Genomic DNA, 20,041 nt, shown 5'->3' on the forward strand with positions numbered 1-20,041 from the left:
GGAATATCAACGCGGGCGTGATCGGTTCCGACCAAACTCACCGGGAAGGGGCTCTGAAACCCTCTCCTTCCCTGTTGCCGCTACATCGCCATTCCCATATAGTCACGATAGTCAGAATGGTCATGGGAGGCCGAAATGCCGTCTGCGCCCAGAGAGGATACCAACTGGACGGTCGCCGGGGCAAAGGCCCGGCTCTCGGAGGTTATCGAGCGCGCGCAGTCTTCGCCGCAGACGATCACCAGAAACGGCAAACCAAGCGTGGTTGTCGTCTCGGCCGAGGAATGGCAGCGAAAGACCGCGCGCAAGGGTACGCTTGCGGAGTTCCTGCTGGAGTCGCCGCTGCGCGGCGCCGATCTCGACCTTGAGCGTCAGCGAGACGAACCGCGTGATCTGCCGCTGTGAGGCTACTGCTCGATACGAATATCCTGTCCGAGGTTACAAGGCCGACGCCGGACGCACGCGTTCTGGAGTGGCTGGACGGGCTTGATGAAGACCGCTCATTCATTAGCGTCGTGTCGATCGCGGAGATCCGGCGCGGCGTCGCCCTCATGGATGAAGGGCGGAAACGCGAGGCACTGGCCGAATGGCTCGCGCGGGACCTGCCGCAGCGCTTCGAGCAGAGGGTTCTTCCGGTGGACGAACCGGTTGCCTTGGCGTGGGGCGACCTGATGGGCCTTGCGAAGCGCCGCGGTCGCGGTCTGTCGTCGATGAACGGCCTGATTGCAGCCACGGCGATTGCGCAGGAGCTCACCTTGGCAACGCACAATATGAAGGATTTCGAAGGTTTTGGAATTGAACTCGTCGATCCCTGGACTGCATGACCGCTCGGAACTGCATGTTCAGCCTCGTAAGCGACCGATGTGCCCTCGTCACAAGAGAACGTCTCGATGCACCCAGTACTGGATAACGATAAGCGGTCACCCTGGTGTCGGCGTCACCGCCCGCTCGGAGGTCGATGCCCTCAAGCTTTTCTCGCTTGTCTTCGGGTCCGTCGAGAAGGTTGTCAGCATCGAGATCATCAAGGACATGAACGATCTCGACCAGAACCACGTCGTGCCCAATCTGGGGGCGGCCAACTGGTTTCGCCGGGGCATCTGGTATCCCCAGGGACAGGAGTACATTTCAGACTGACACTGGTTTCTCGGCTCGCGACAGGTCTGAGTTGCGTGTGCTCACACATCGCATTGCCTTCGCGATTAGCGAAACGCCCATCACTTCGTCATCCACGGGCGGAGCAAGGAGCGTAGCGACGCAGCGCAGACCCGAGGATCCACGCCGCGACTTCAACCCGTTGCCGCGGTGCAGAATTCCGCTCCGCTGCGGTCTTCGGCTAGGTTCACGGAATGGATCCCAGGGTCTCCGCGACGGAGCTTCGCTCCTGCCCTACGATGACGAAGTTCGGGGGCTTCGGCCAATCGCGAATGGGCTGCAGTAGACCTCCTCATCGGGCACGTGACAAGCGCCTCCACATCGACTATATCAGCCCTCATGATCAACCTGACCGCCACCTATTGGTACTTTATGAGCTCGCTGGCGGCGGGAGGATTGCGCTCGATCTGAAGATTGCAGCAACAACATCCGAACAGCCGCCAGACCTGGCGGCTTTTTTGTTTCAGCCGGCAGGTCTCCCAATCAGGAGCAGAATGCCGTGTTGACGACCACAGACGATCTTCGGGTCAAAGAAATAAGGGAATTGAGCACGCCGGACGAGGTGATGCGGGAGATACCGCGCACGTTGACTGCGACGCGCACCGTTGCCGCGTCACGCAACGCGATCCACGCCGTGCTGACCGGCACCGACGATCGGCTGGTGGTCGTCGTCGGCCCTTGTTCGATCCACGATCCGGCCGCTGCCGTAGACTATGCCAGCCGCTTGGCATCGCTGCGTGAAAACCTGTCGGATCGGCTGGAGATCGTGATGCGCGTCTATTTCGAGAAACCGCGCACGACGGTCGGCTGGAAGGGCCTGATCAACGATCCCGACCTCGACGGCAGCTTCAACATCGACAAGGGGCTGCGGATGGCCCGCAACGTGCTCGCCGCCGTCAACAATCTCGGTCTGCCGGCGGCGACCGAATTCCTCGACATGGCCACTCCGCAATATATCGCCGACCTCGTCGCCTGGGGCGCGATCGGCGCGCGCACGACGGAGAGCCAGATCCACCGCGAACTCGCATCAGGCCTGTCCTGCCCGGTCGGCTTCAAGAACGGCACCGACGGCAATTTGCGGATCGCGGCCGAGGCCGTGAAATCCGCCGCCCAGCCGCATCATTTCATGGCGGTGACGAAGGGCGGGCGCAGCGCCATCGCGACGACCACCGGCAACGAGGACTGCCACGTCATCCTGCGCGGCGGTATTGTGCCGAATTATGACGCGGCCAGCATTGCTGCTGCCGGCGCGGAACTCGGCCGGATCGGCGTGGCGCCGCGGCTGATGATCGATGTCAGCCACGCCAACAGCAGCAAGAAGCCGGAAAACCAGCCAGGGGTGGCGGCCGACGTGGCTGGCCAGGTCGCGGCAGGCGACGAACGCATTATCGGCGTCATGATAGAGAGCAATCTGGTCGCCGGCCGGCAGGACGTCATGCCCGGCAAGCCGCTCGTCTATGGCCAGAGCATCACCGATGGCTGCATCGACTGGGCAGCCACCGAGACGGTGCTATACGGCCTTGCCGACGCCGTCGAGCGGCGCCGGTCAGCACGACGCGCCATGATCGCCGGCCGTCCGGGAGCCGCCTGAGGCAGCCAATGCCCCTTCTCCCTTGTTGTGGGAGAAGGGGAACCGGCGCCCAGCAATTACCGCACCGCGATCCAGCGCTGTTCCGCGAACGAGCGCGCCATCGCGTGCACGGTGCGCTCGATCTCCAGGCCTTCGTCGAAGTCGATGATCCGCGCCGGCTTGCCGGCAAGCCGCGTCAACAGTTCCCGGCATTCGATAATCTTGAGGTCATTAAAGCCAAGGCCGTGGCCGGGCGCCGGCAGGAAGGCATCGTAAGGCCTATGGTGCGGGGCCACCAGGATGGTGCGATAGCCTTGCTCGGTCGGCCGGTCGGCTGTCAGATAGAGTTGGAACTCATTCATCCGCTCCTGGTCGTACAGGATCGAGCCCTTCGAACCAAAAATCTGGATGGCGATCCGGCCCTTGCGGCCCCAGGCCGAACGGTTGACCAGCAACGTGCCCGCAATGCCGTTTTCGAGATGCATCAGGATGCTGGCGATGTCGTAAGTCTCGACCGCGCGGCGCCCGCCCGAGGCGACGCGGCGGTCGGCATAGGGTTTGGCCATGTCGCACATGACGCGGGCAACGCGACCGAACAGCACGGCGATGAGCGACAGCGGATGTACGGCGAAATCGTCGAGCGCGCCGTAACCGGACGCCGCCTCGTGCTTCCAGAAGAACAGCGCCTCCGGATCGGCCATGAAGTCCTCGTCCATCTCGATACGCAGATGGTTAACCTCGCCGATGATCTTCTCGTCGAGCAGCGCGCCGATATGGCGGATCGCTGGGTTCTGAATATAGTTATAGCCAAGCGCGGCCACCTTGCCGGACTTTTGGGCCGCCGCAGCCATTGCTTGCGCCTCCGCAAAACTTGGCGCCATCGGTTTTTCACACCACAGATGCTTGCCGGCTTCGAGGATGGCGATGGCCATTTCCGGGTGGAACTGGTTCGGCGTGGTCAGCGAGATGACATCGACATCTGGATCATCGACCACCGCACGCCAGTCGCCGGATGCCTTGGCGAAGCCGAATTCGCTGGCGCGGCGTTTGGCAAGGTCCTCGTTGACCTCGCCCAGATGGACCAGCCTTGGCTTGTCGACATCGGGAAAGACGGTGCCGACCGCGTTCCAGGCAATGGCGTGGCACTTGCCCATGAAGCCCGTGCCGATAAGACCTACCCTGACCATCTGCCTTGCCTCCCTGTGTGCAAACTTATGTGGATGAATTAGTCCATTTTGTTTGCAAATGGAACGCTTGCCTCATTTTTTATGGTGTTCTTGCACGGGCCCGCTATGATGGGGCACAGAGGGAACTAACGATGAGCCTGGGCGGAGCGACGATGGACGAACGGGTGCCTCGCGATTTCGAAACGCTGCGGACGACGATCCTGGAGCGGCGTCAGAGTCTGCCGAAACGTATCGCCCAGATCGCCGCCTATGCGCTCGACAACCCCGACGATATAGCCTTCGGCACCGCTGCCAGCATCGCCGCCTCCGCCGGTGTCCAGCCTTCGACCCTGATCCGCTTTGCCCAGCAGCTTGGCTTTGATGGTTTCACCAGCCTGCAGCTGGTGTTTCGCGAGCGCCTGCGCGAGCGCAACTCATCCTACGATGAAAGGCTGGCGGCATTGCGCGCCAAGGCCGAGGAAGGCGCCGGCCACCGCGCGATTTTCGACGGTTTTGTCGCCGCAGCCAGCACCTCGCTCAACGACATTTCGCGCACGCTGAATGAAGACCATTTCGAAGATGCGATCGCCGTGCTGGCCAAGGCGGAAACCATTTATGTGCTGGCCAAGCGGCGCTCCTACCCGGTCGCCTCCTACATCGCCTATGCACTGGGTAAGCTCAAGATCCGTAATCAACTGATCGAATCGGCCGCCGGGCTCAATGCAGAGATGATCGGCTTTGCCTCTCCAAGGGACGCTGTCATCGCCATCAGCTTTTCACCCTATGCCCCGGCCACCATCGAAGAGGCGCGCGTCATTTCGGAGCAAGGCGTGCCGATCGTGGCGATTACTGACAGCTCCTTTTCGCCGCTCGCCCAGTTCGCCAGGGTCTGGTTCGAGGTCGCCGAAGCCGATTTCGCCGGCTTCCGCTCGCTGTCGGCGACGATGGCTTTGGCCATGGCGCTGACCGTGGCAGTCGGCGAGAAGCGGCGCGACAGCGGCAAGAAGCGCACGCCTTAGATCACCTCTATTGCCGTTTCGCCTCCTGTCAAAAGCCGCGCTGCGTCGCGGGCGGGCGGCGATCCGAACTGGCGGGCATACTCCCGGCTGAACTGGGAAGCACTCTCATAGCCGACAGCGAAGGCGACACGCGCCACGTTGCCCGGCTGGGCAATCAGCAAATGGCGGGCTTCCAGCAAGCGGATTTGCTTTTGATACTGGATTGGGCTCATGGCCGTCGCCGCCTTGAAGTGACGATAAAACGCAGCGCTGCTCATATGGGCGATTTCGGCCAGATCGCCGACCCGGACCGGATGACGGGAATGCGAACGGATCCAGGCGATCGCCTGGCCAATCCGGGACAGATGGCCATCGGCATGCGCAAGTTCACGAAGCTTTCCGCCTTGTCGGCCTTGCAGGAGCCGAAACAGCATCTCCCGCTCGAGCATGGTCGCGAGCACGGGAATCTCCGCTGGCCGGTCAAGCAGCCGCAGCATTCGACGCAACGCGTCGAGCAGGTCGTCATCAACGGGAGAGGTGGAGAAGAAACTGTCGCCGCCGAGGGCTGGCGCGTGCTCGACGAGGAGCGCGGCGACGGCTTGCAGGTCAAGGGTCAAGCCAATGGCCAGATAAGGACGTGCCGCGCTCGCTTCGACTATCTGGCTGATGGTGGGCGTCTCGACAGTGTAGATGAAATAGCTGGCCGGCTTGTAACGAAGAGCCCGATCGCCGATCAGAACCGTTTTCGCGCCCTGCAATACGAATAAGATCCCCGACCCCCACACCCCTGGCAATGGCGGCGTGGCAACTTCGCTGCGGCCGATCGAAACGCGGGGAACCGCCGTTCTTGTTCGTCGCCCGCGCGCATGGCGGCCGGCGATCTCGATCAACTCCTGCAGCGCCTCGCTCATTGCGCCAGCATCGCGCATTCGCACCGGCCGCGCAACAGCGTGAGAGGATTAGGCAAGAGCCTGAGAATTTCCGGCGCGCGGCGCCCGCTGCCTCGCGCCATTTGTGGTCTTCCACAAGAAAAATGGAGACACCGAAATGACGACTTCGAAGACCGCGCTGGTGACCGGCGCCAACAAGGGTATAGGCCGCGAAATCGCCCGGCGACTGGCGACCATGGGCTTCAAGGTCTGGCTCGGCGCCAGGAGCGCCGAACGCGGCATGGCGGCGGCGCAGGCATTGCGCGCGGAAGGCCTCGACGCAGAGTGGCTTGAACTCGACGTCACGCGGGATGACAGTGTTGCGGCGGCAGCCAAGGCACTCGGGCAGGCCAGCCCCTGCCTCGACGTGCTGGTGAACAACGCCGGCGTCGCCATCAATTACGACCTGCCGCCGAGCCAGCAGCGGATCGCCGACATCCAGGCCACCTACGACGTCAATGTCTTCGGCCCGATCCGCGTGACCCAGGCATTCCTGCCGCTGCTGCTGGCAGCACCTGCTGCCCGGATGGTGATGGTGAGCAGCTCCACCGGGTCCATCGGCCGGGCGCTCGATCCCGCCACTGCGAACCACGCAGTCAACATGATGGGCTACGGCAGCTCCAAGACAGCCTTGAACGCCATCACCGTGGCTTTCGCCAGGGAACTCGCGCCCCAAGGCATCAAGGTCAACGCCGCGGCGCCCGGCTACACCGCCACCGATCTCAACGGGTATAAAGGTCACCGCACGGTGCAGCAGGCGGCCGAAATCGTCATTCACCTGGCGACCTTGGACGCCGATGGCCCGACCGCCGGGTACTTCAACGATGATGGCCCGCTTCCTTGGTAAATCAGCTGGTTTCAGTGGTAGACCCTTGACGTTCGTCTGACCTCAAAGTTTCTGAACGCGCGAGCCTTGCACAGCACTTTTCAGCCTTGGGAATGCTCGTTCCATATTGACTATGGATTGGAATTATTATTTCATATTGCCGGCGCCACGCTGCCGCTCGCGCGTGTTACCCAAGACAACAAGCCGATGGGAGGTTCGAATGGGCGAAGCCGTGGAAGCGAGACATGCGCCGCTCGACATCATCACGATCGGCCGCGCTTCCGTCGATCTCTATGGTCAGCAGATCGGCTCGCGCCTCGAGGACATTACTTCCTTTGCCAAGTCGGTCGGCGGCTGTCCGGCCAACATCGCGGTCGGTACTGCCAGGCTCGGCCTGCGCTCGGCGCTGCTCACCCGCGTCGGCAATGAGCAGATGGGCCGCTTCATCCGCGAGCAGCTGACCCGCGAGGGCGTTTCGGTCCAAGGCCTCAAGACCGACCCAGAGCGGCTGACCGCCCTGGTGCTGCTGTCGGTCGAGGATGAAGGCGTCTCGCCGATGATCTTCTATCGCAGCGATTGCGCCGACATGGCGCTTTCGGAAGACGACATCGATGAGGCGTTCATCGCTTCGGCACGCGCCGTCGTCGTCACCGGCACGCATTTTTCGCGGCCCAACAGCGACGCCGCCCAGCGCAAGGCGATCCGTGTCATGAAAGCCAAGGGCGGCAAGGTGGTGTTCGACATCGACTACCGCCCCAACCTATGGGGCCTCGCCGGCCACGCCGAAGGCTTCGAGCGCTATGTGAAATCCGACCGCGTCTCGGCACAGTTGAAGACGGTGCTGCCCGATTGCGATCTCATCGTCGGCACCGAAGAGGAAATCATGATCGCCTCCGGCGCAGACGATTGCCTGAGTGCGCTGAAAACCATCCGCTCGCTGTCGGCGGCAACCATCGTGCTGAAACGCGGCGCCATGGGTTGCATCGTCTATGACGGGCCGATCAGTGACGACCTCGAGGACGGTGTCGTCGGCAAGGGGTTTCCGATCGAGGTCTACAATGTGCTCGGCGCCGGCGACGCCTTCATGTCGGGCTTCCTGCGCGGCTGGCTCGGCGAGGAAAGCCTGGCGACGGCGGCGACCTGGGCCAATGCCTGCGGCGCCTTTGCCGTATCGCGGCTGCTCTGCGCGCCGGAATACCCGACCTTCGAGGAATTGCAGTTCTTCCTGAAAAACGGCAGCAAGCACCTGGCGCTGCGCAAGGACGAGGCGATCAACCACATCCATTGGGCGACCACGCGCCGGCGCGACATCCCCTCGCTGATGGCGTTCGCCTGCGACCACCGCGTCCAGCTCGAGGATGTCGCGGCAAAAGCCGGCGCCGATCCGTCGCGAATCCCAGCTTTCAAGGTGCTGACGGTCAAGGCTGCGGCCAAGGCCGCGGCCGGCCGCGGCGGCTATGGCATGCTGCTCGACGAAAAATACGGACGCGAGGCGATGTTCGAATTCGCCCACCATTCCTTCGCCTGGCTCGGCCGGCCGGTCGAGCTGCCGGGTTCGCGGCCGCTTCGCTTCGAGTTCTCGCAGGACATAGGTTCGCAACTGACCGAATGGCCGGTCGACCACTGCATCAAGTGCCTGTGCTTCTATCATCCCGATGATCCGGCGGAGCTGAAAGCCGAACAGCAGCAGAAGCTGCGCGCTTTGTTCGAGGCCGCGCGGAAAGTGGGCAGAGAACTTCTGGTCGAGATCATCGCCGGCAAGCACGGCAAGCTCGACGACATGACCATCCCGCGCGCGCTCGAGGAACTCTACGCACTCGGCATCAAGCCCGACTGGTGGAAGCTCGAGCCGCAGGCATCGGCCGGCGCATGGGCAAAGATCGAGGCGGTGATCGTGAAGCACGATCCGTGGTGCCGCGGGATTGTGCTGCTCGGTTTGGAAGCGCCGCAGGACGAACTGGAAGCGGCCTTCGCCGCGACCGCCAAGGCGCCCATCGTCAAGGGCTTTGCAGTCGGCCGCACTATCTTCATCAACGCGGCCGAACAATGGCTTGCCGGCAAGATGTCGGACGATGAAGCGGTTGCCGACATGGCAGCTCGCTTCGAGCGACTGACCGAGGCATGGCTTGCGGCGCGCGGCCGCAAAGCAGCATAAGAAGGCGCGGCATAAGGACTGCGGAGGAACCGACATGACCAAGACAATCCGCCTGACGATGGCGCAGGCGCTGACCCGCTTTCTTGCCCGGCAGATGACCGAGGTGGAGGGGAAGAAAGTGCCGATCTTCGGCGGCGTCTGGGCGATCTTCGGCCACGGCAATGTCGCCGGCGTCGGCGAGGCGCTCTACCAGGTTCGCGACGAGCTGCCGACCTTCCGTGCCCATAACGAGCAGGCAATGGCACATGCAGCGATCGCCTACGCCAAGGCCAATTTCCGCCGCCGCTTCATGGCGGCGACAAGTTCGATCGGCCCCGGTGCGCTCAACATGGTGACGGCGGCTGCACTTGCGCACGTAAACAGGTTGCCTGTCCTGTTTCTCCCCGGCGACATCTTCGCCAATCGCATTCCCGACCCAGTGCTGCAGCAGGCCGAGGATTTTTCCGACGGCACGGCGACGGTCAATGACTGCCTCCGGCCGGTGTCGCGCTATTTCGACCGCATCACGCGGCCTGAGCAGATCATGCCGGCGCTCAACCGCGCCATGCAGGTGCTGACTGATCCCGCCGAATGCGGCCCGGTGACCCTGGCGCTGTGCCAGGATGTACAGGCCGAGGCCTATGACTACCCCGAGAGCTTCTTTGCCGAGCGACTCTGGACCCAGCGCCGGCTGCGCCCGGACCGCCAAGAGCTAGCAGCTGCAGTGACCGCGCTGAAGAGCGCGAAGAAGCCATTGGTGATTGCGGGCGGTGGCGTACTCTATTCGCAGGCGTCCGAGGAACTGGCAAAACTGGTGCAAGGCGCCGGCATTCCGGTTTGTGAGACGCAAGGCGGCAAATCCTCGCTCCCCGACGATCATCCGTTGAACATGGGCGCGGTCGGCGTCACCGGCACTTCGGCGGCCAACGGGCTGGCCGAAGAGGCGGACGTCGTGCTTGCCGTCGGCACCAGACTGCAGGATTTCACCACCGGCTCCTGGGCATTGTTCAAGCATGCCGGCAGGACCATCATCGGGCTCAACGTGCAGCCCTTTGACGCCGGAAAGCACCAGGCGCTGCCGCTGGTCGCCGATGCGGCGGAAGGGCTCGCCGAATTGGCTGCCGCGCTGAAAGGCTGGAAAGCCCCTTCAGGCTGGACCGACAATGCGATCACGGGCAAGAAGGACTGGCAGGCGGATGCCGGCAAAGTGACGACGTCAACCAATGCCGCCTATCCATCCGACGCGCAGGTGATCGGCGCCGTACAGCGCGCCATGGGCTCCGGCGTGATACTGCTCCATGCCGCCGGCGGCTTGCCCGGCGAATTGCACAAGCTATGGCAGGCGGGCGCGCCCGGCTCCTACCACGCAGAATACGGCTTCTCGACAATGGGCTATGAAATCGCCGGCGGGCTTGGCGTCAAGATGGCCAAGCCGGACGAAGAGGTAGTCGTGATGATCGGCGACGGCTCCTACCTGATGCTCAATTCCGAGATCGCGACGTCGGTGATGCTTGGGCTCAAGCTGACCATCGTGCTGCTCGACAACCGCGGCTATGGCTGCATCAACCGGTTGCAGGTCGCGACCGGCGGCGCCAACTTCAACAATCTGTTGAAGGACGCTCGTCACGAGACCTTGCCCGAGATCGACTTCGCCGCGCATGCTGCGAGCATGGGTGCGATTGCCGAAAAAGTCGCGTCGATCGCCGGGCTGGAAACTGCGCTGGCGCAAGCGAAGAAGAATACGCGAACGACCGTGCTGGTCATCGACACCGACCCACTGGTTTCGACCGAGGCCGGTGGAAGCTGGTGGGATGTCGCAGTGCCGGAAGTCTCGGCACGGCCGCAAGTGAATGCGGCGCGCAAGAAATATGAGGAAGCGCTGAGCGGGCGGCGATTTTAGCGCCCGCCAACGCCTCGAATGTCAGAAACTGGAGTGACGACTTGAAAGCCAAACTGGGCATGTCCCCCATTGCATGGTGGAACGACGATCTTGCGGAAATCAGCGATGATGTGTCGCTGGAGGAATGCCTGCGCCAGTCGCGTTCGGCCGGCTTTACCGGCATGGAAATGGGCCGCCGCTTTCCCAACGATCCGAAAATCATGCTGCCGATCCTCAGGCAGGCCGACGTGACGCTTTGCGGCGGCTGGTTTTCGGGAACGCTGGTCGACGAAGACATGGCGAAAAACAAGGATCGCATCCAGCCGATGATCGATCTGTTCAAGGCGGTGAATGCGCCCTGCATCGTCTATGGTGAAGTCGGCCGCTCCATCCAGGGCGACCGCTCGAAACCGCTTGCCAGCAAGCCCAGGCTTTCGGACGAGGAGATGAAAGCCTATGCGAAGCGGCTCACGCAGTTCGGGGAATGGTGTGCCGAACAAGGCATGCCGCTCTCCTATCATCATCATATGGCCGCAGTAGTGGAGACCGAGCCAGAGCTCGACGCCTTCATGCGCTATTCGGGAGAAGGCATTCCATTGCTGCTCGACGCGGGTCACCTGGCCTTTGCCGGCGGCGATGTGCTGCGCGCGATAGACAACCACCACCGGCGCATCAACCACGTGCATGTGAAAGACGTGCGCATGGAGGTGATCGCGGGACTGGATCGCGAGAAGCAATCCTTCCTCGATGCGGTGGCACTTGGCGCATTCACCGTGCCGGGAGATGGTTCGCTGGATTTTGGCGCCATCGTCCAGAGGCTAGCTGACCATGGCTATGAAGGCTGGTTCGTGGTCGAGGCCGAGCAGGATCCGAAGAAGAACCCGCCGCTCAAGATGGCGCAGGTCGGCTACAAGGAATTGATGCGGGTGATGATGGCGGCGGGCTACACGGTGGAGACACAGGGCTTTCCCAATGCTTGAGGCTCGCGAGGAAGGGCTGATCCGATGCCCGGGGGTGATCCGATGAAAGACTCCGAGCACCCGTTTTTCCGGCCGCTGTGGCGGCGCGTTGCCGTTGTCGCGGTCTGCCTGGTCTGGTCGGTGATCGAATTCGCTACCGGCACACCGTTCTGGGGCGTGATCGCGCTCGGCTTCGCCGGCTATGCCGTCTGGCAATTCTTCTATCTCTACAAGCCGGCTGACGAGGACAAGCCATCGGCGGACGCCAAACCGAAGGAATGACCATGTCTAAGCTGCTCGTCAAAGCCAATAAGGGCCACGGCCGCGTCGCCCATGTGACGCCGCAGAGCGCCGGCTGGACCTATGTCGGCTTCGATCTGCACCGGCTGCGGCCCGGCGAGAGCGCTTCCGGGCAAACCGCGGATCGTGAGGTCTGCCTTGTGTTCGTCACCGGCAAGGGTAAGGCCAAGGCCGGCGGCAAGGAACTCGGCCTGCTCGGCGAGCGCATGTCGCCCTTCGAAGGCAAGCCGTGGTCGGTCTATGTGCCGCAGGGGTCGGAGTGGTCGGTGAGCGCCGATACCGATCTCGAACTTGCCGTCTGTTCGGCGCCAGGACTGGGCGGCGGTCTGCCGGTCCGTGTCATCGGACCTGACGATCTCGGCCAGGAGGTTCGCGGCAAAGGCACCAACACGCGCTACGTCACCAACATCCTGCCGGAAGGCAAGCCGGCCGATTCCCTGCTGGTGGTCGAGGTCATCACGCCCGGCGGCCACACATCGAGCTATCCGCCGCACAAGCACGACCAGGACAATCTGCCGGCTGAATCCTATCTCGAGGAAACCTATTATCACCGCCTCAACCCGCCACAGGGCTTTGCTTTCCAGCGCGTCTACACCGATGCCGACGAGAGCGGTGCTCGTTCGCTCGACGAGGCGATGGCGGTCGAGGACGGCGACGTCGTGCTGGTACCCAGGGGTTATCACCCCTGCGCCGCCTGCCACGGCTATGATCTCTATTACCTCAACGTCATGGCCGGACCGAAGCGGACGTGGAAATTCCACGACGCGCCCGAGCATGAATGGCTGATGAAGGCCTAACCACTTCCCCTTCGCCCCAACGCTGGTCCAAGCGAAAAATCGTCGGCTAACGACCCGGCCGTGTGGTTTTGTTACCGAAAACGCCGCAAAGCTTCGTCAATTCGTCATGGAAATCACCTATGGCAGCGGGGCTGACGAGGACTTTCGATGCGCTACGCTATCTATTTCACCCCCCGACAGGACGAACCGCTGGCACGGATCGCCGCCAACTGGCTCGGTCGCGACCCATTCGGTGCCGCCACAAAGCCGGTCGAGGCTGCGGGCGAGTTGTCGGCGGCAGAAGTTGCCTTCCATACCGCCTCGGCGCGCCGCTATGGCTTTCATGCGACGCTGAAGGCGCCTTTCCGCTTGGCTTCCAACGAGACGGAAGCCTCGCTTCGCGCAGCACTCGACGATTTTGCCGAGGCGACGCCGGTGGTGACCATCCCGCGCCTGATCGTCAGCCAGATCGACGGCTTTTTCGCGCTGGTGCCGGAAGCGCCGCTGCCGGCGCTCAACCGCTTCGCCGACGACGTGGTGCACGACTTCGACCGCTTTCGCGCGCCGTTAACCGAAGCCGAGATCGAGCGGCGCAGCCCCGATTCGCTGAAGCCCGACGAGTTCCGCAATCTCTGCCAGTGGGGCTACCCCTATGTCTTCGAGACGTTTCGCTTCCATATGACGCTGTCCGGCCGGGTCTCGTCACAGGAAAGTCCTCGTCTTCGCCTAGCAATCGACAGCCTGTTTGCGGACGTGCTGCAACGGCCGGTGCCGGTGGACGCGCTGACGCTGTTTGTGGAAACTGAACCGGGTGCGCCGTTCATGGGGCTGTCGCATCACGCGCTCGGGCGCCGCCCGGCCAGAAGAACTGCCTGACCAGAAGAACTGCCTAAGTGACTATTTGCTTCAACCGCATGGTACGACGCCAATTCATTTTCAATTGGCTGCAATGCTCCGAGGACTGCCTGAAATGACCGCCGAGACCGTTCTTGACAATGCCCGCATCGTGCTTGCCGACCAGATCGTCGAAGGGTCGATCGTACTTCGCGACGGCATGATCGCCAGCATCGATGCCGGCCCCGGCCGGAGCGGCGAGGACATGGGCGGCGACTTCATCATCCCCGGCTTGGTCGAGCTCCACACCGACCATCTCGAAGGCCATTACGCGCCGCGGCCGAAAGTGCGCTGGAACCCGATCGCAGCTGTGCTCGCCCATGACGCGCAGGTGGCGACCGCCGGCATCACCACCGTGCTCGACGCCTTGCGCGTCGGCATGGACGAGGATGCCGACCTGACGGCCGCCGACATACGCAAGCTGGCCGACGCGATCGAAGACAGCGTGCAGCAGGACCGGCTCAGGGCCGACCATTTCCTCCATCTGCGCTGCGAGGTTTCGGCGCCGGACTGCCTCACAGCCTTCGCCAATTTCGACGGCGACGAGCGGGTCAGGCTGGCGTCGCTGATGGACCATGCGCCGGGACAGCGCCAGTTCGTCAATTTGGAAACCTACGCCTATTACTACCAGCGCAAGCTGAAGCTGACCGATCGCGATTTCCAGAAATTCTGCGAAAAGCGGATGGCGGAATCGGCGAGGAACTCAAGCCCGAATCGCAGCTTCATCGCCGCTGCCTGCCAGGAGCGCGGCATCGTGCTCGCCAGCCATGACGACGCAACCGTCGGCCATGTCGACGAAGCGATCGAGCAAGGTGTGCGCGTCGCCGAGTTCCCGACCACCGAGGAGGCGGCACGGGCTTCAAAAGAGGCAGGGCTCGGCGTATTGATGGGCGCGCCGAACGTCATGCGCGGCGCCTCGCATTCGGGCAATGTCTCGGCCCGCACGCTGGCCGGCGACGGCCTGCTCGATATCCTGTCATCGGACTACATTCCGTTCAGCCTGATCCAGTCGGCCTTCTTCCTCGGCGACGTGGTCGAGGGCATTTCCTTGCCACAGGCGGTGGCGATGGTCTCGAAGAACCCGGCCGAGGCGGTCGGCCTCACCGACCGCGGCATCATCGAGCCCGGCCGGCGCGCCGATCTGGTTCGCGTGCGTGTCGACGACCATGTCCCGGTCGTCCGCACAGTCTGGCGGCAGGGACGCCGGGTCGCATGATGGTGTCGGCATCGGTCGAGCGTGAATTGTCCGCAGCGGGATTTCCGATCCGGGACGGCGTCTTCGTCGCCGTCGTCGGGCCGAGCGGTGCCGGCAAGGACACGGTGATCGGCTATGCGCGCGCCGTGTTTGCCGACGAGGGCCGGCTGGAGTTCGTGCGCCGGGTGATCACCCGGCCGAGCGATGCGGCCACCGAGGATCACGATACCCTAGCCGACGCTGCCTTCGTCGAGGCCGAAGCGGATGGCGCCTTCGCGATTTCCTGGGAGGCGCATGGCCTGCGCTACGGCATCCCGGCCGAAGTCGACTGGTCGGTCTCCAACGGCCGTGTCGCGATCGCCAACGTCTCGCGCGCGATCATCCCGGCCCTGCGGGACCGCTACGCCAATCTGGCTGTCGTCGAGATCACGGCTACACCGCAGATCCTGGCCGAGCGGCTGGCATTGCGCGGTCGCGAGTCGCGCGGCGAAGTGCTGGCACGGCTGGCGCGCAGTGCCAATGTGGCGCTGTCCGGACCGGGTGTCACCTCGATCGACAATAGCGGTCCTCGTGAAGCCGCCGGCGAGCGCTTCGCCGAGGTGCTGCGCAAGGCCATGGCCTTCTCCGATATGTCGGGCCTTATCTAAAGCGCGCCCATCCCGGGATGGGTGCTACTTGTCTAACCATATTTTTTGGAAACCGGTATCCACTTTTCGGGATTATGGCCTCATGCGGCGTGCCGGTCCCGACCAGCGTGATGAGTATCTGTGCCAGTGGTTGTCGAAGGCTTCGCCGGCGCATCCGCTGGTGTGTCCAGAACTGCAACGTGATGGCGATACACCATTTCCCAGCCCTTCCAGCCGGTAAACAGCAGTATGCAGACCACTATGAACGACAACAGCGCGCCCCATGGTCGGACCGCGGCTTCGGCGCCTTGCGCATAGCGAAGATAAAAATTCACCAGTGCCACAACGACCGCGGTCAGATTGCCCAGCATGTGATACCAGGCGTCGGCCAAGGCGCGAATGCGCGGCTCGTTGAGGAAGTCGATAAAACCGGCTGTCGCAGCGAGAAGGGCCATTACTATGGCTGCCCCGATCAGCCACATCGATGCCCGTGCCCAGAAGGCATCGGCAGTCCCCCAGAAAACCATGTCGGTGACAAACGCACCGACAAGAAACGCGACAGGAAAAGGTATCAGCATCGGGTGGAGGGGGTGAGTTCCTACCTTTGCGGTACTTACTGGATTCGTGGGCATGGGACGCCTCCGCGTAGCAAAGCTTAAATAAACGCTTAGATACGGGTTTCGTTCCAAATAGAGATTAACCTGAACTGCTGTTGCGAAGCTCAGGCTGACTTTTTCCCACTACCTGCCAATGGCAGCCAGCGTATTTTATCCAGTTATTTTTGCGTCATTCCGCGGCAGCACCCGCCACGCCCTTACGGGTAGCTTCCAGCATCCGCCGCCGCGCCCTGAACACGCCCCATTGCTGGTCGACCAGCACGCCGATGAGGATCACCCCGCCCATGACGGCGAAGTTGAGCGAGGACGGGATGCCGAGCAGGTTGACCAGGTTCTGCAGCTCCTGCAGCAGCACCGTGCCCAGGAGGACGCCGATCAGCGAACCTTCGCCGCCACGCAGCGAGAAGCCGCCGAGCACCGCTGCCGCGATGGCGTAGAGTTCGTAGAACTGGCCGTGGCTCGCCGGCGAGATCGAACGTGTGTACATGGCGAAATAGATAGCCGACAGCGCCGTCAGCACGCCGCAGATGACATAGGCGGCCATGACGATGCGGCCAGTGCGGATGCCGGAATATTTTGCCGCTTCCTCGTTCTTGCCGATGGCGTAGAGATAGCGCCCGAACACAGACCGGTGCAGCACCACCCACATGACGACGGCGATGACGATCAGCGCGATGAAACTGTTCGGCACGCCCCAAGACCGCCCGGCCGTCAGGAATTCGAGTTCCGGGAAGTTCTGCCCAAAGGCAAAGCCGGCGGTGCCGTCGGCGGTGTAGAAGCGCGCCACGCCGCGATAGATCAACAGGCCGCAGAGGGTGACGACAAACGGCTGCAACTTCAGCCGGGTGATCAGCCAGCCATGCATCAGGCCGATGATGGCGCCGAGCGCGATGATCAGCACGAAGGCCAGCGGCCACTCCATCTCCCGCACGGCGATGAAATCGATGAACAGCGTACCGAGTAGCGCAACCACCGAGCCGACTGACAATTCGATGCCGCCGGTGATGATGACGAAGGCCTGGCCGATCGACAGGATGCCGAACAGCCCGATCAGGTTCGAGGTGTTGGCGAGATTGATGGGCAGCAGGAAGCGCGGGTTGATGATCGCCACCACCGCGCCGACCACCAGGATCAGGATCAGCAGGCCGAGATCTTTCTTGCTCATCGTCTTCTCCCAATGCCTGCGAATTATTTCGGCTGCTTGCCGACCGCCAGCAGCAGCACGTTTTCCTGGCTGAACCGGTCCTTGTCGAGAATGCCGGAGATCTGGCCCTCATGCATAACGGCAATGCGGTCGGAAACGCCGATCACCTCCTCCATGTCGCTGGAGATCATCAGCACGGCGACGCCGGCATCGGCCAGCGCCCGCATCAGCCCGTAGATCTCGGCCTTGGCGCCGATATCGATACCGCGCGTCGGCTCGTCGAGGATCATCACCTTCGGCTTCATCGCCAGCCATTTGGCCAGCACGACCTTTTGCTGGTTGCCGCCCGACAGCGTGCCGGTTCGCGTCTGGACGGAGGGCGCCCTGATGCCGAGATCGGTCTTCTGCTTCTCGGCGGTGGCGGCCTCGGCGCTGGCCGAGACCAGCGAGCGCCGCGAATGCGCCGGCAGATTGGGCAGCGAGATATTCTGGGCAATCGACAGATCGAGCAGGATGCCGGTCAGCTTGCGATCCTCGGGGACGAGGAAGATACCATTGGCCACTGCATCCGCGGCCGAACCAAGAACCAGATCTTTTCCGTCAAGCTGGAACGAGCCGCCAAAGCTCCTGTCGATGCCGAACAGCACGCGCGCCAGTTCCGTCCGGCCGGAGCCGACGAGGCCGGCCAGGCCGAGGATCTCGCCATGCCTGACGTCGAGGTCGACGGGCCGGTCAGGATAGGCGGCGGTGCGAATGGCCTTGACCGAAAGCGCGACAGAGCCCGGCGGGCGCGCCGATTCTGCGGCCTTCTCGCGCTCCTTCAGCATGCGGCCGATCATCAGCTTGACCATCTGGTCGTGATTGATGGCGCTCTTCGGCAAGGTTCCGGCGAGCATGCCGTCCCTGAGCACGACGACGCGGTCGGCGACGCGCTCGACCTCGTGAAGGCGGTGCGAGATAAAAATGACACTGATGCCGTCTGCCTTCAGCGCCTTGATGACACCGAGGAGCTTGTCGGTTTCGGCGATCGGCAGGCTGGACGTCGGTTCGTCGAGGATAACCAGTCTCGCCTCGATCGACAGCGCCTTGGCGATCTCGACCATTTGCTGCTGCGCCAGCGACAGCGCCGACACCGGCGTATCGGCCGAGAAATTGGCGCCCACGCGTTTGAGCAGCGGCGCCGCCTGCGCTCGCAGCCTGGCGCGGTCGACGAGCTTGAGCGGCCCGGCGCGCAGCGGTTCGCGGCCGAAGAAGATATTGGCGGCCACGTCGAGGTTTTCGAACAGGTTGAGTTCCTGGTGGACGAAAGCGATGCCCGAGCCGATGCTGGCCTCGACGGTCAGCCCGTCATGGGTGACGCCATCGACGGTGATGGTGCCGGTGTCCGGCCTGGTGACGCCACCGAGGATCTTCATCAGCGTCGATTTGCCGGCGCCGTTTTCGCCGACCAGGCCGATGACCTCGCCGGGCCTTACGTCCATCGAGAATCCGTCCAGCGCGACGACGCCGGGATAGGTCTTGCGCACACCGTCGAGGCTCAGGAACGGAGCGTCCGTGGATGCAACGATGGATGGGTCGGAATAATTCATCACGCCTGACAGCAGCCGGTGAGCCGTTTGGCCTCAGACTGACGAGCCTCGCGAGGCCCGTCAATAGAACGCCGGCTCAAGGCGAACCTTGAGCCGGCGCAACTAATTCGCTCAGTTTCCAGACATCGCCTTGAGGCTGGCGGCGTAGGCGTCGACATCGTCCTTGCCGATGATCTTGGTCGGGATGATGATCAGTCCATCGGCGGGAATGCCCGACTTGTCGCCTTCGAGATAGGCGGCCATCAGCTTCATGCCCTGATAGGCCCATTCGAAGGGCTGCTGCACGACGGTGGCGGCGACGGTGCCTTCCTTGACGCCGCCCAGCGTGATCGGATCGTCGTCGAAGCCGACGACAGTGATCTGGCCGAGCTTGCCGGCATCGCGCAGTGCTTCATAGATGCGAGGCGTGTTGTAGGAATAGAAGCCGACCATGCAGGTGACGTCGGGGCTGGCGACCAGCGCGTCCTCGACGTTCTTCTTGGCGCGAGCCTGATCGATGTCGTCGCCACGCACGTCGACCAATTCGATTTTGGTGCCGGCGAGGCCGTCCTTCATGCCCTGGATACGTTCCTTGGCGTTGTCGGCGCCGAGCAGGCCGACGAAGCCGAGGCACTTGCCGCCGTCAGGCATTGCCTTCTTGGCGATCTCTGCCGCCTGCTTGCCGGCATCGACATTGGACGAGCCGATATAGGCGACACGCTTGGTCTGCGGCGCGTCGCTGTCGGTGGTGAACAGCGCCGTTTCCGAGGCGATCTTGTTCAGCCCGTCGGTCGACGTCTTGGGATCGACGGCCGAGACCATGATCGCCTTCACGCCGGCCGTCACCAGATCGTCCATCAGGCGCTGCTGGATGGCGACTGAGGACTGCTCCGGATATTTGAGTTCCAGATTGTAATTGGGCAGTTCGCCTTGAGCCTTCTTGACGCCGGCTTCGGCCGCCTTCCAGAAATCGGAAGCGCCGTTGACGACGAAGGCCAGTGTCGGCTTGTCGTCGGCCCGCGCAATTGCGCTGGCGGACAGGCCGAGCAGCAGGGCTGCAGCGGCGACGGACGCATTTCGTATCGCAGATTTCATATTCAACCTCCCATTTGACTCAATAATTTTCGCTGATGGTGAACTTGCCGGCGCGGCTTGGACGCCCTCCTCCTCAAGGGTTTCCGGCAGCGAAGAACGACGCCATTCCAGCCGCAATCGTCGACTTTAGAGACTCATTCGCCGTTCGTAAATAGTCCGATTTGTCTGACATTTCCCGGAGCGGCAGGCAAGCTTCGGCTGACGGGAACCAGGCTG

The 20,041-nt window shown here is 62.9% G+C and carries 20 protein-coding genes; 14 read left to right on the top strand and 6 right to left on the bottom strand.

The window, feature by feature from the left end; all coding sequences use genetic code 11:
• Window positions 1–135 precede the first annotated feature (135 nt).
• The 4 genes from RQ479_RS19935 (at window position 136) to RQ479_RS19950 (ending at window position 2,740) form a co-directional block, all read left to right on the top strand.
• Complete coding sequence (locus tag RQ479_RS19935) at window positions 136–402, top strand: type II toxin-antitoxin system prevent-host-death family antitoxin (protein WP_376702326.1); 267 nt, start codon at window positions 136–138, stop codon at window positions 400–402.
• The gene (locus RQ479_RS19940; protein WP_376702327.1) at window positions 399–821 is read left to right on the top strand and encodes a type II toxin-antitoxin system VapC family toxin; all 423 of its coding nucleotides are present in this window, start codon (window positions 399–401) and stop codon (window positions 819–821) included. Before RQ479_RS19935 ends, RQ479_RS19940 begins: the two co-directional genes overlap by 4 nt.
• 37 nt (window positions 822–858) lie before the next feature.
• On the top strand, window positions 859–1,131 hold the full coding sequence (locus RQ479_RS19945; RefSeq protein ID WP_376702328.1) for a hypothetical protein: 273 nt from the start codon (window positions 859–861) through the stop codon (window positions 1,129–1,131).
• A gap of 517 nt (window positions 1,132–1,648) precedes the next feature.
• Entirely contained in the window at window positions 1,649–2,740 is a 1,092-nt protein-coding gene (locus RQ479_RS19950) for a 3-deoxy-7-phosphoheptulonate synthase (RefSeq protein WP_376702329.1), read from the top strand.
• Between the two features lie 56 nt (window positions 2,741–2,796).
• On the opposite strand, the gene RQ479_RS19955 is transcribed toward RQ479_RS19950, so the two are convergent.
• A complete protein-coding gene (locus RQ479_RS19955) occupies window positions 2,797–3,906 on the bottom strand; it encodes a Gfo/Idh/MocA family protein (protein ID WP_376702330.1) in 1,110 nt (369 codons plus the stop codon).
• A gap of 152 nt (window positions 3,907–4,058) precedes the next feature.
• On the opposite strand from RQ479_RS19955, the gene RQ479_RS19960 reads away from it, so the two are divergent.
• A complete protein-coding gene (locus RQ479_RS19960; RefSeq protein WP_376705979.1) occupies window positions 4,059–4,904 on the top strand; it encodes a MurR/RpiR family transcriptional regulator in 846 nt (281 codons plus the stop codon).
• Here RQ479_RS19960 and RQ479_RS19965 read toward each other — a convergent pair.
• Window positions 4,901–5,794 (bottom strand): AraC family transcriptional regulator N-terminal domain-containing protein, encoded by an 894-nt coding sequence (locus RQ479_RS19965; RefSeq protein ID WP_376702331.1) that lies wholly within the window; start codon window positions 5,792–5,794, stop codon window positions 4,901–4,903. The genes RQ479_RS19960 and RQ479_RS19965 overlap by 4 nt on opposite strands.
• A gap of 136 nt (window positions 5,795–5,930) precedes the next feature.
• Between RQ479_RS19965 and RQ479_RS19970 the strand changes: the two genes are divergently transcribed.
• The 9 genes from RQ479_RS19970 to phnN all read left to right on the top strand — a co-directional run bounded on the left by RQ479_RS19970 (window position 5,931) and on the right by phnN (window position 15,422).
• Window positions 5,931–6,659 carry an SDR family NAD(P)-dependent oxidoreductase gene (locus tag RQ479_RS19970; protein WP_376702332.1) on the top strand — a complete coding sequence of 243 codons (729 nt, stop codon included), beginning with the start codon at window positions 5,931–5,933 and terminating at the stop codon, window positions 6,657–6,659.
• A gap of 199 nt (window positions 6,660–6,858) precedes the next feature.
• The gene (iolC, locus tag RQ479_RS19975) at window positions 6,859–8,793 is read left to right on the top strand and encodes a 5-dehydro-2-deoxygluconokinase (RefSeq protein ID WP_376702333.1); all 1,935 of its coding nucleotides are present in this window, start codon (window positions 6,859–6,861) and stop codon (window positions 8,791–8,793) included.
• A 34-nt stretch (window positions 8,794–8,827) separates the two neighbouring features.
• Window positions 8,828–10,672, top strand: coding sequence for a 3D-(3,5/4)-trihydroxycyclohexane-1,2-dione acylhydrolase (decyclizing) (gene iolD, locus RQ479_RS19980; RefSeq protein WP_376702335.1), 1,845 nt, complete (start codon window positions 8,828–8,830; stop codon window positions 10,670–10,672).
• A gap of 41 nt (window positions 10,673–10,713) precedes the next feature.
• Window positions 10,714–11,631, top strand: coding sequence for a myo-inosose-2 dehydratase (gene iolE, locus RQ479_RS19985; RefSeq protein ID WP_376702336.1), 918 nt, complete (start codon window positions 10,714–10,716; stop codon window positions 11,629–11,631).
• A 42-nt stretch (window positions 11,632–11,673) separates the two neighbouring features.
• Window positions 11,674–11,892: a DUF3329 domain-containing protein gene (locus RQ479_RS19990; RefSeq protein WP_254815905.1), complete on the top strand. Its 219-nt coding sequence runs from the start codon at window positions 11,674–11,676 to the stop codon at window positions 11,890–11,892.
• A 2-nt stretch (window positions 11,893–11,894) separates the two neighbouring features.
• Window positions 11,895–12,707 carry a 5-deoxy-glucuronate isomerase gene (gene iolB / locus RQ479_RS19995; RefSeq protein WP_376702337.1) on the top strand — a complete coding sequence of 271 codons (813 nt, stop codon included), beginning with the start codon at window positions 11,895–11,897 and terminating at the stop codon, window positions 12,705–12,707.
• A 147-nt stretch (window positions 12,708–12,854) separates the two neighbouring features.
• A complete protein-coding gene (locus RQ479_RS20000; protein ID WP_376702338.1) occupies window positions 12,855–13,562 on the top strand; it encodes a DUF1045 domain-containing protein in 708 nt (235 codons plus the stop codon).
• A gap of 94 nt (window positions 13,563–13,656) precedes the next feature.
• A complete protein-coding gene (locus RQ479_RS20005) occupies window positions 13,657–14,796 on the top strand; it encodes an alpha-D-ribose 1-methylphosphonate 5-triphosphate diphosphatase (RefSeq protein ID WP_352517609.1) in 1,140 nt (379 codons plus the stop codon).
• Entirely contained in the window at window positions 14,793–15,422 is a 630-nt protein-coding gene (gene phnN, locus RQ479_RS20010; protein ID WP_376702339.1) for a phosphonate metabolism protein/1,5-bisphosphokinase (PRPP-forming) PhnN, read from the top strand. The genes RQ479_RS20005 and phnN overlap by 4 nt, the downstream gene beginning before the upstream one ends.
• 80 nt (window positions 15,423–15,502) lie before the next feature.
• Here phnN and RQ479_RS20015 read toward each other — a convergent pair whose 3' ends face one another.
• The 4 genes from RQ479_RS20015 to RQ479_RS20030 all read right to left on the bottom strand — a co-directional run bounded on the left by RQ479_RS20015 (window position 15,503) and on the right by RQ479_RS20030 (window position 19,825).
• Window positions 15,503–16,033: a DUF2231 domain-containing protein gene (locus RQ479_RS20015; protein WP_352517611.1), complete on the bottom strand. Its 531-nt coding sequence runs from the start codon at window positions 16,031–16,033 to the stop codon at window positions 15,503–15,505.
• 154 nt (window positions 16,034–16,187) lie between these two features.
• The gene (locus RQ479_RS20020; protein WP_352490501.1) at window positions 16,188–17,183 is read right to left on the bottom strand and encodes an ABC transporter permease; all 996 of its coding nucleotides are present in this window, start codon (window positions 17,181–17,183) and stop codon (window positions 16,188–16,190) included.
• Window positions 17,184–17,206: 23 nt separating this feature from the next.
• Window positions 17,207–18,751 (bottom strand): sugar ABC transporter ATP-binding protein, encoded by a 1,545-nt coding sequence (locus RQ479_RS20025; RefSeq protein ID WP_376702340.1) that lies wholly within the window; start codon window positions 18,749–18,751, stop codon window positions 17,207–17,209.
• A 111-nt stretch (window positions 18,752–18,862) separates the two neighbouring features.
• Window positions 18,863–19,825, bottom strand: a complete 963-nt coding sequence (locus RQ479_RS20030; protein WP_352769650.1) for a sugar-binding protein — start codon at window positions 19,823–19,825, stop codon at window positions 18,863–18,865.
• Between the last annotated feature and the right edge of the window lie 216 nt (window positions 19,826–20,041).

It is taken from the genome of Mesorhizobium sp. ISC25 (assembly GCF_042295465.1).
Taxonomy (GTDB): Bacteria; Pseudomonadota; Alphaproteobacteria; order Rhizobiales; family Rhizobiaceae; genus Mesorhizobium.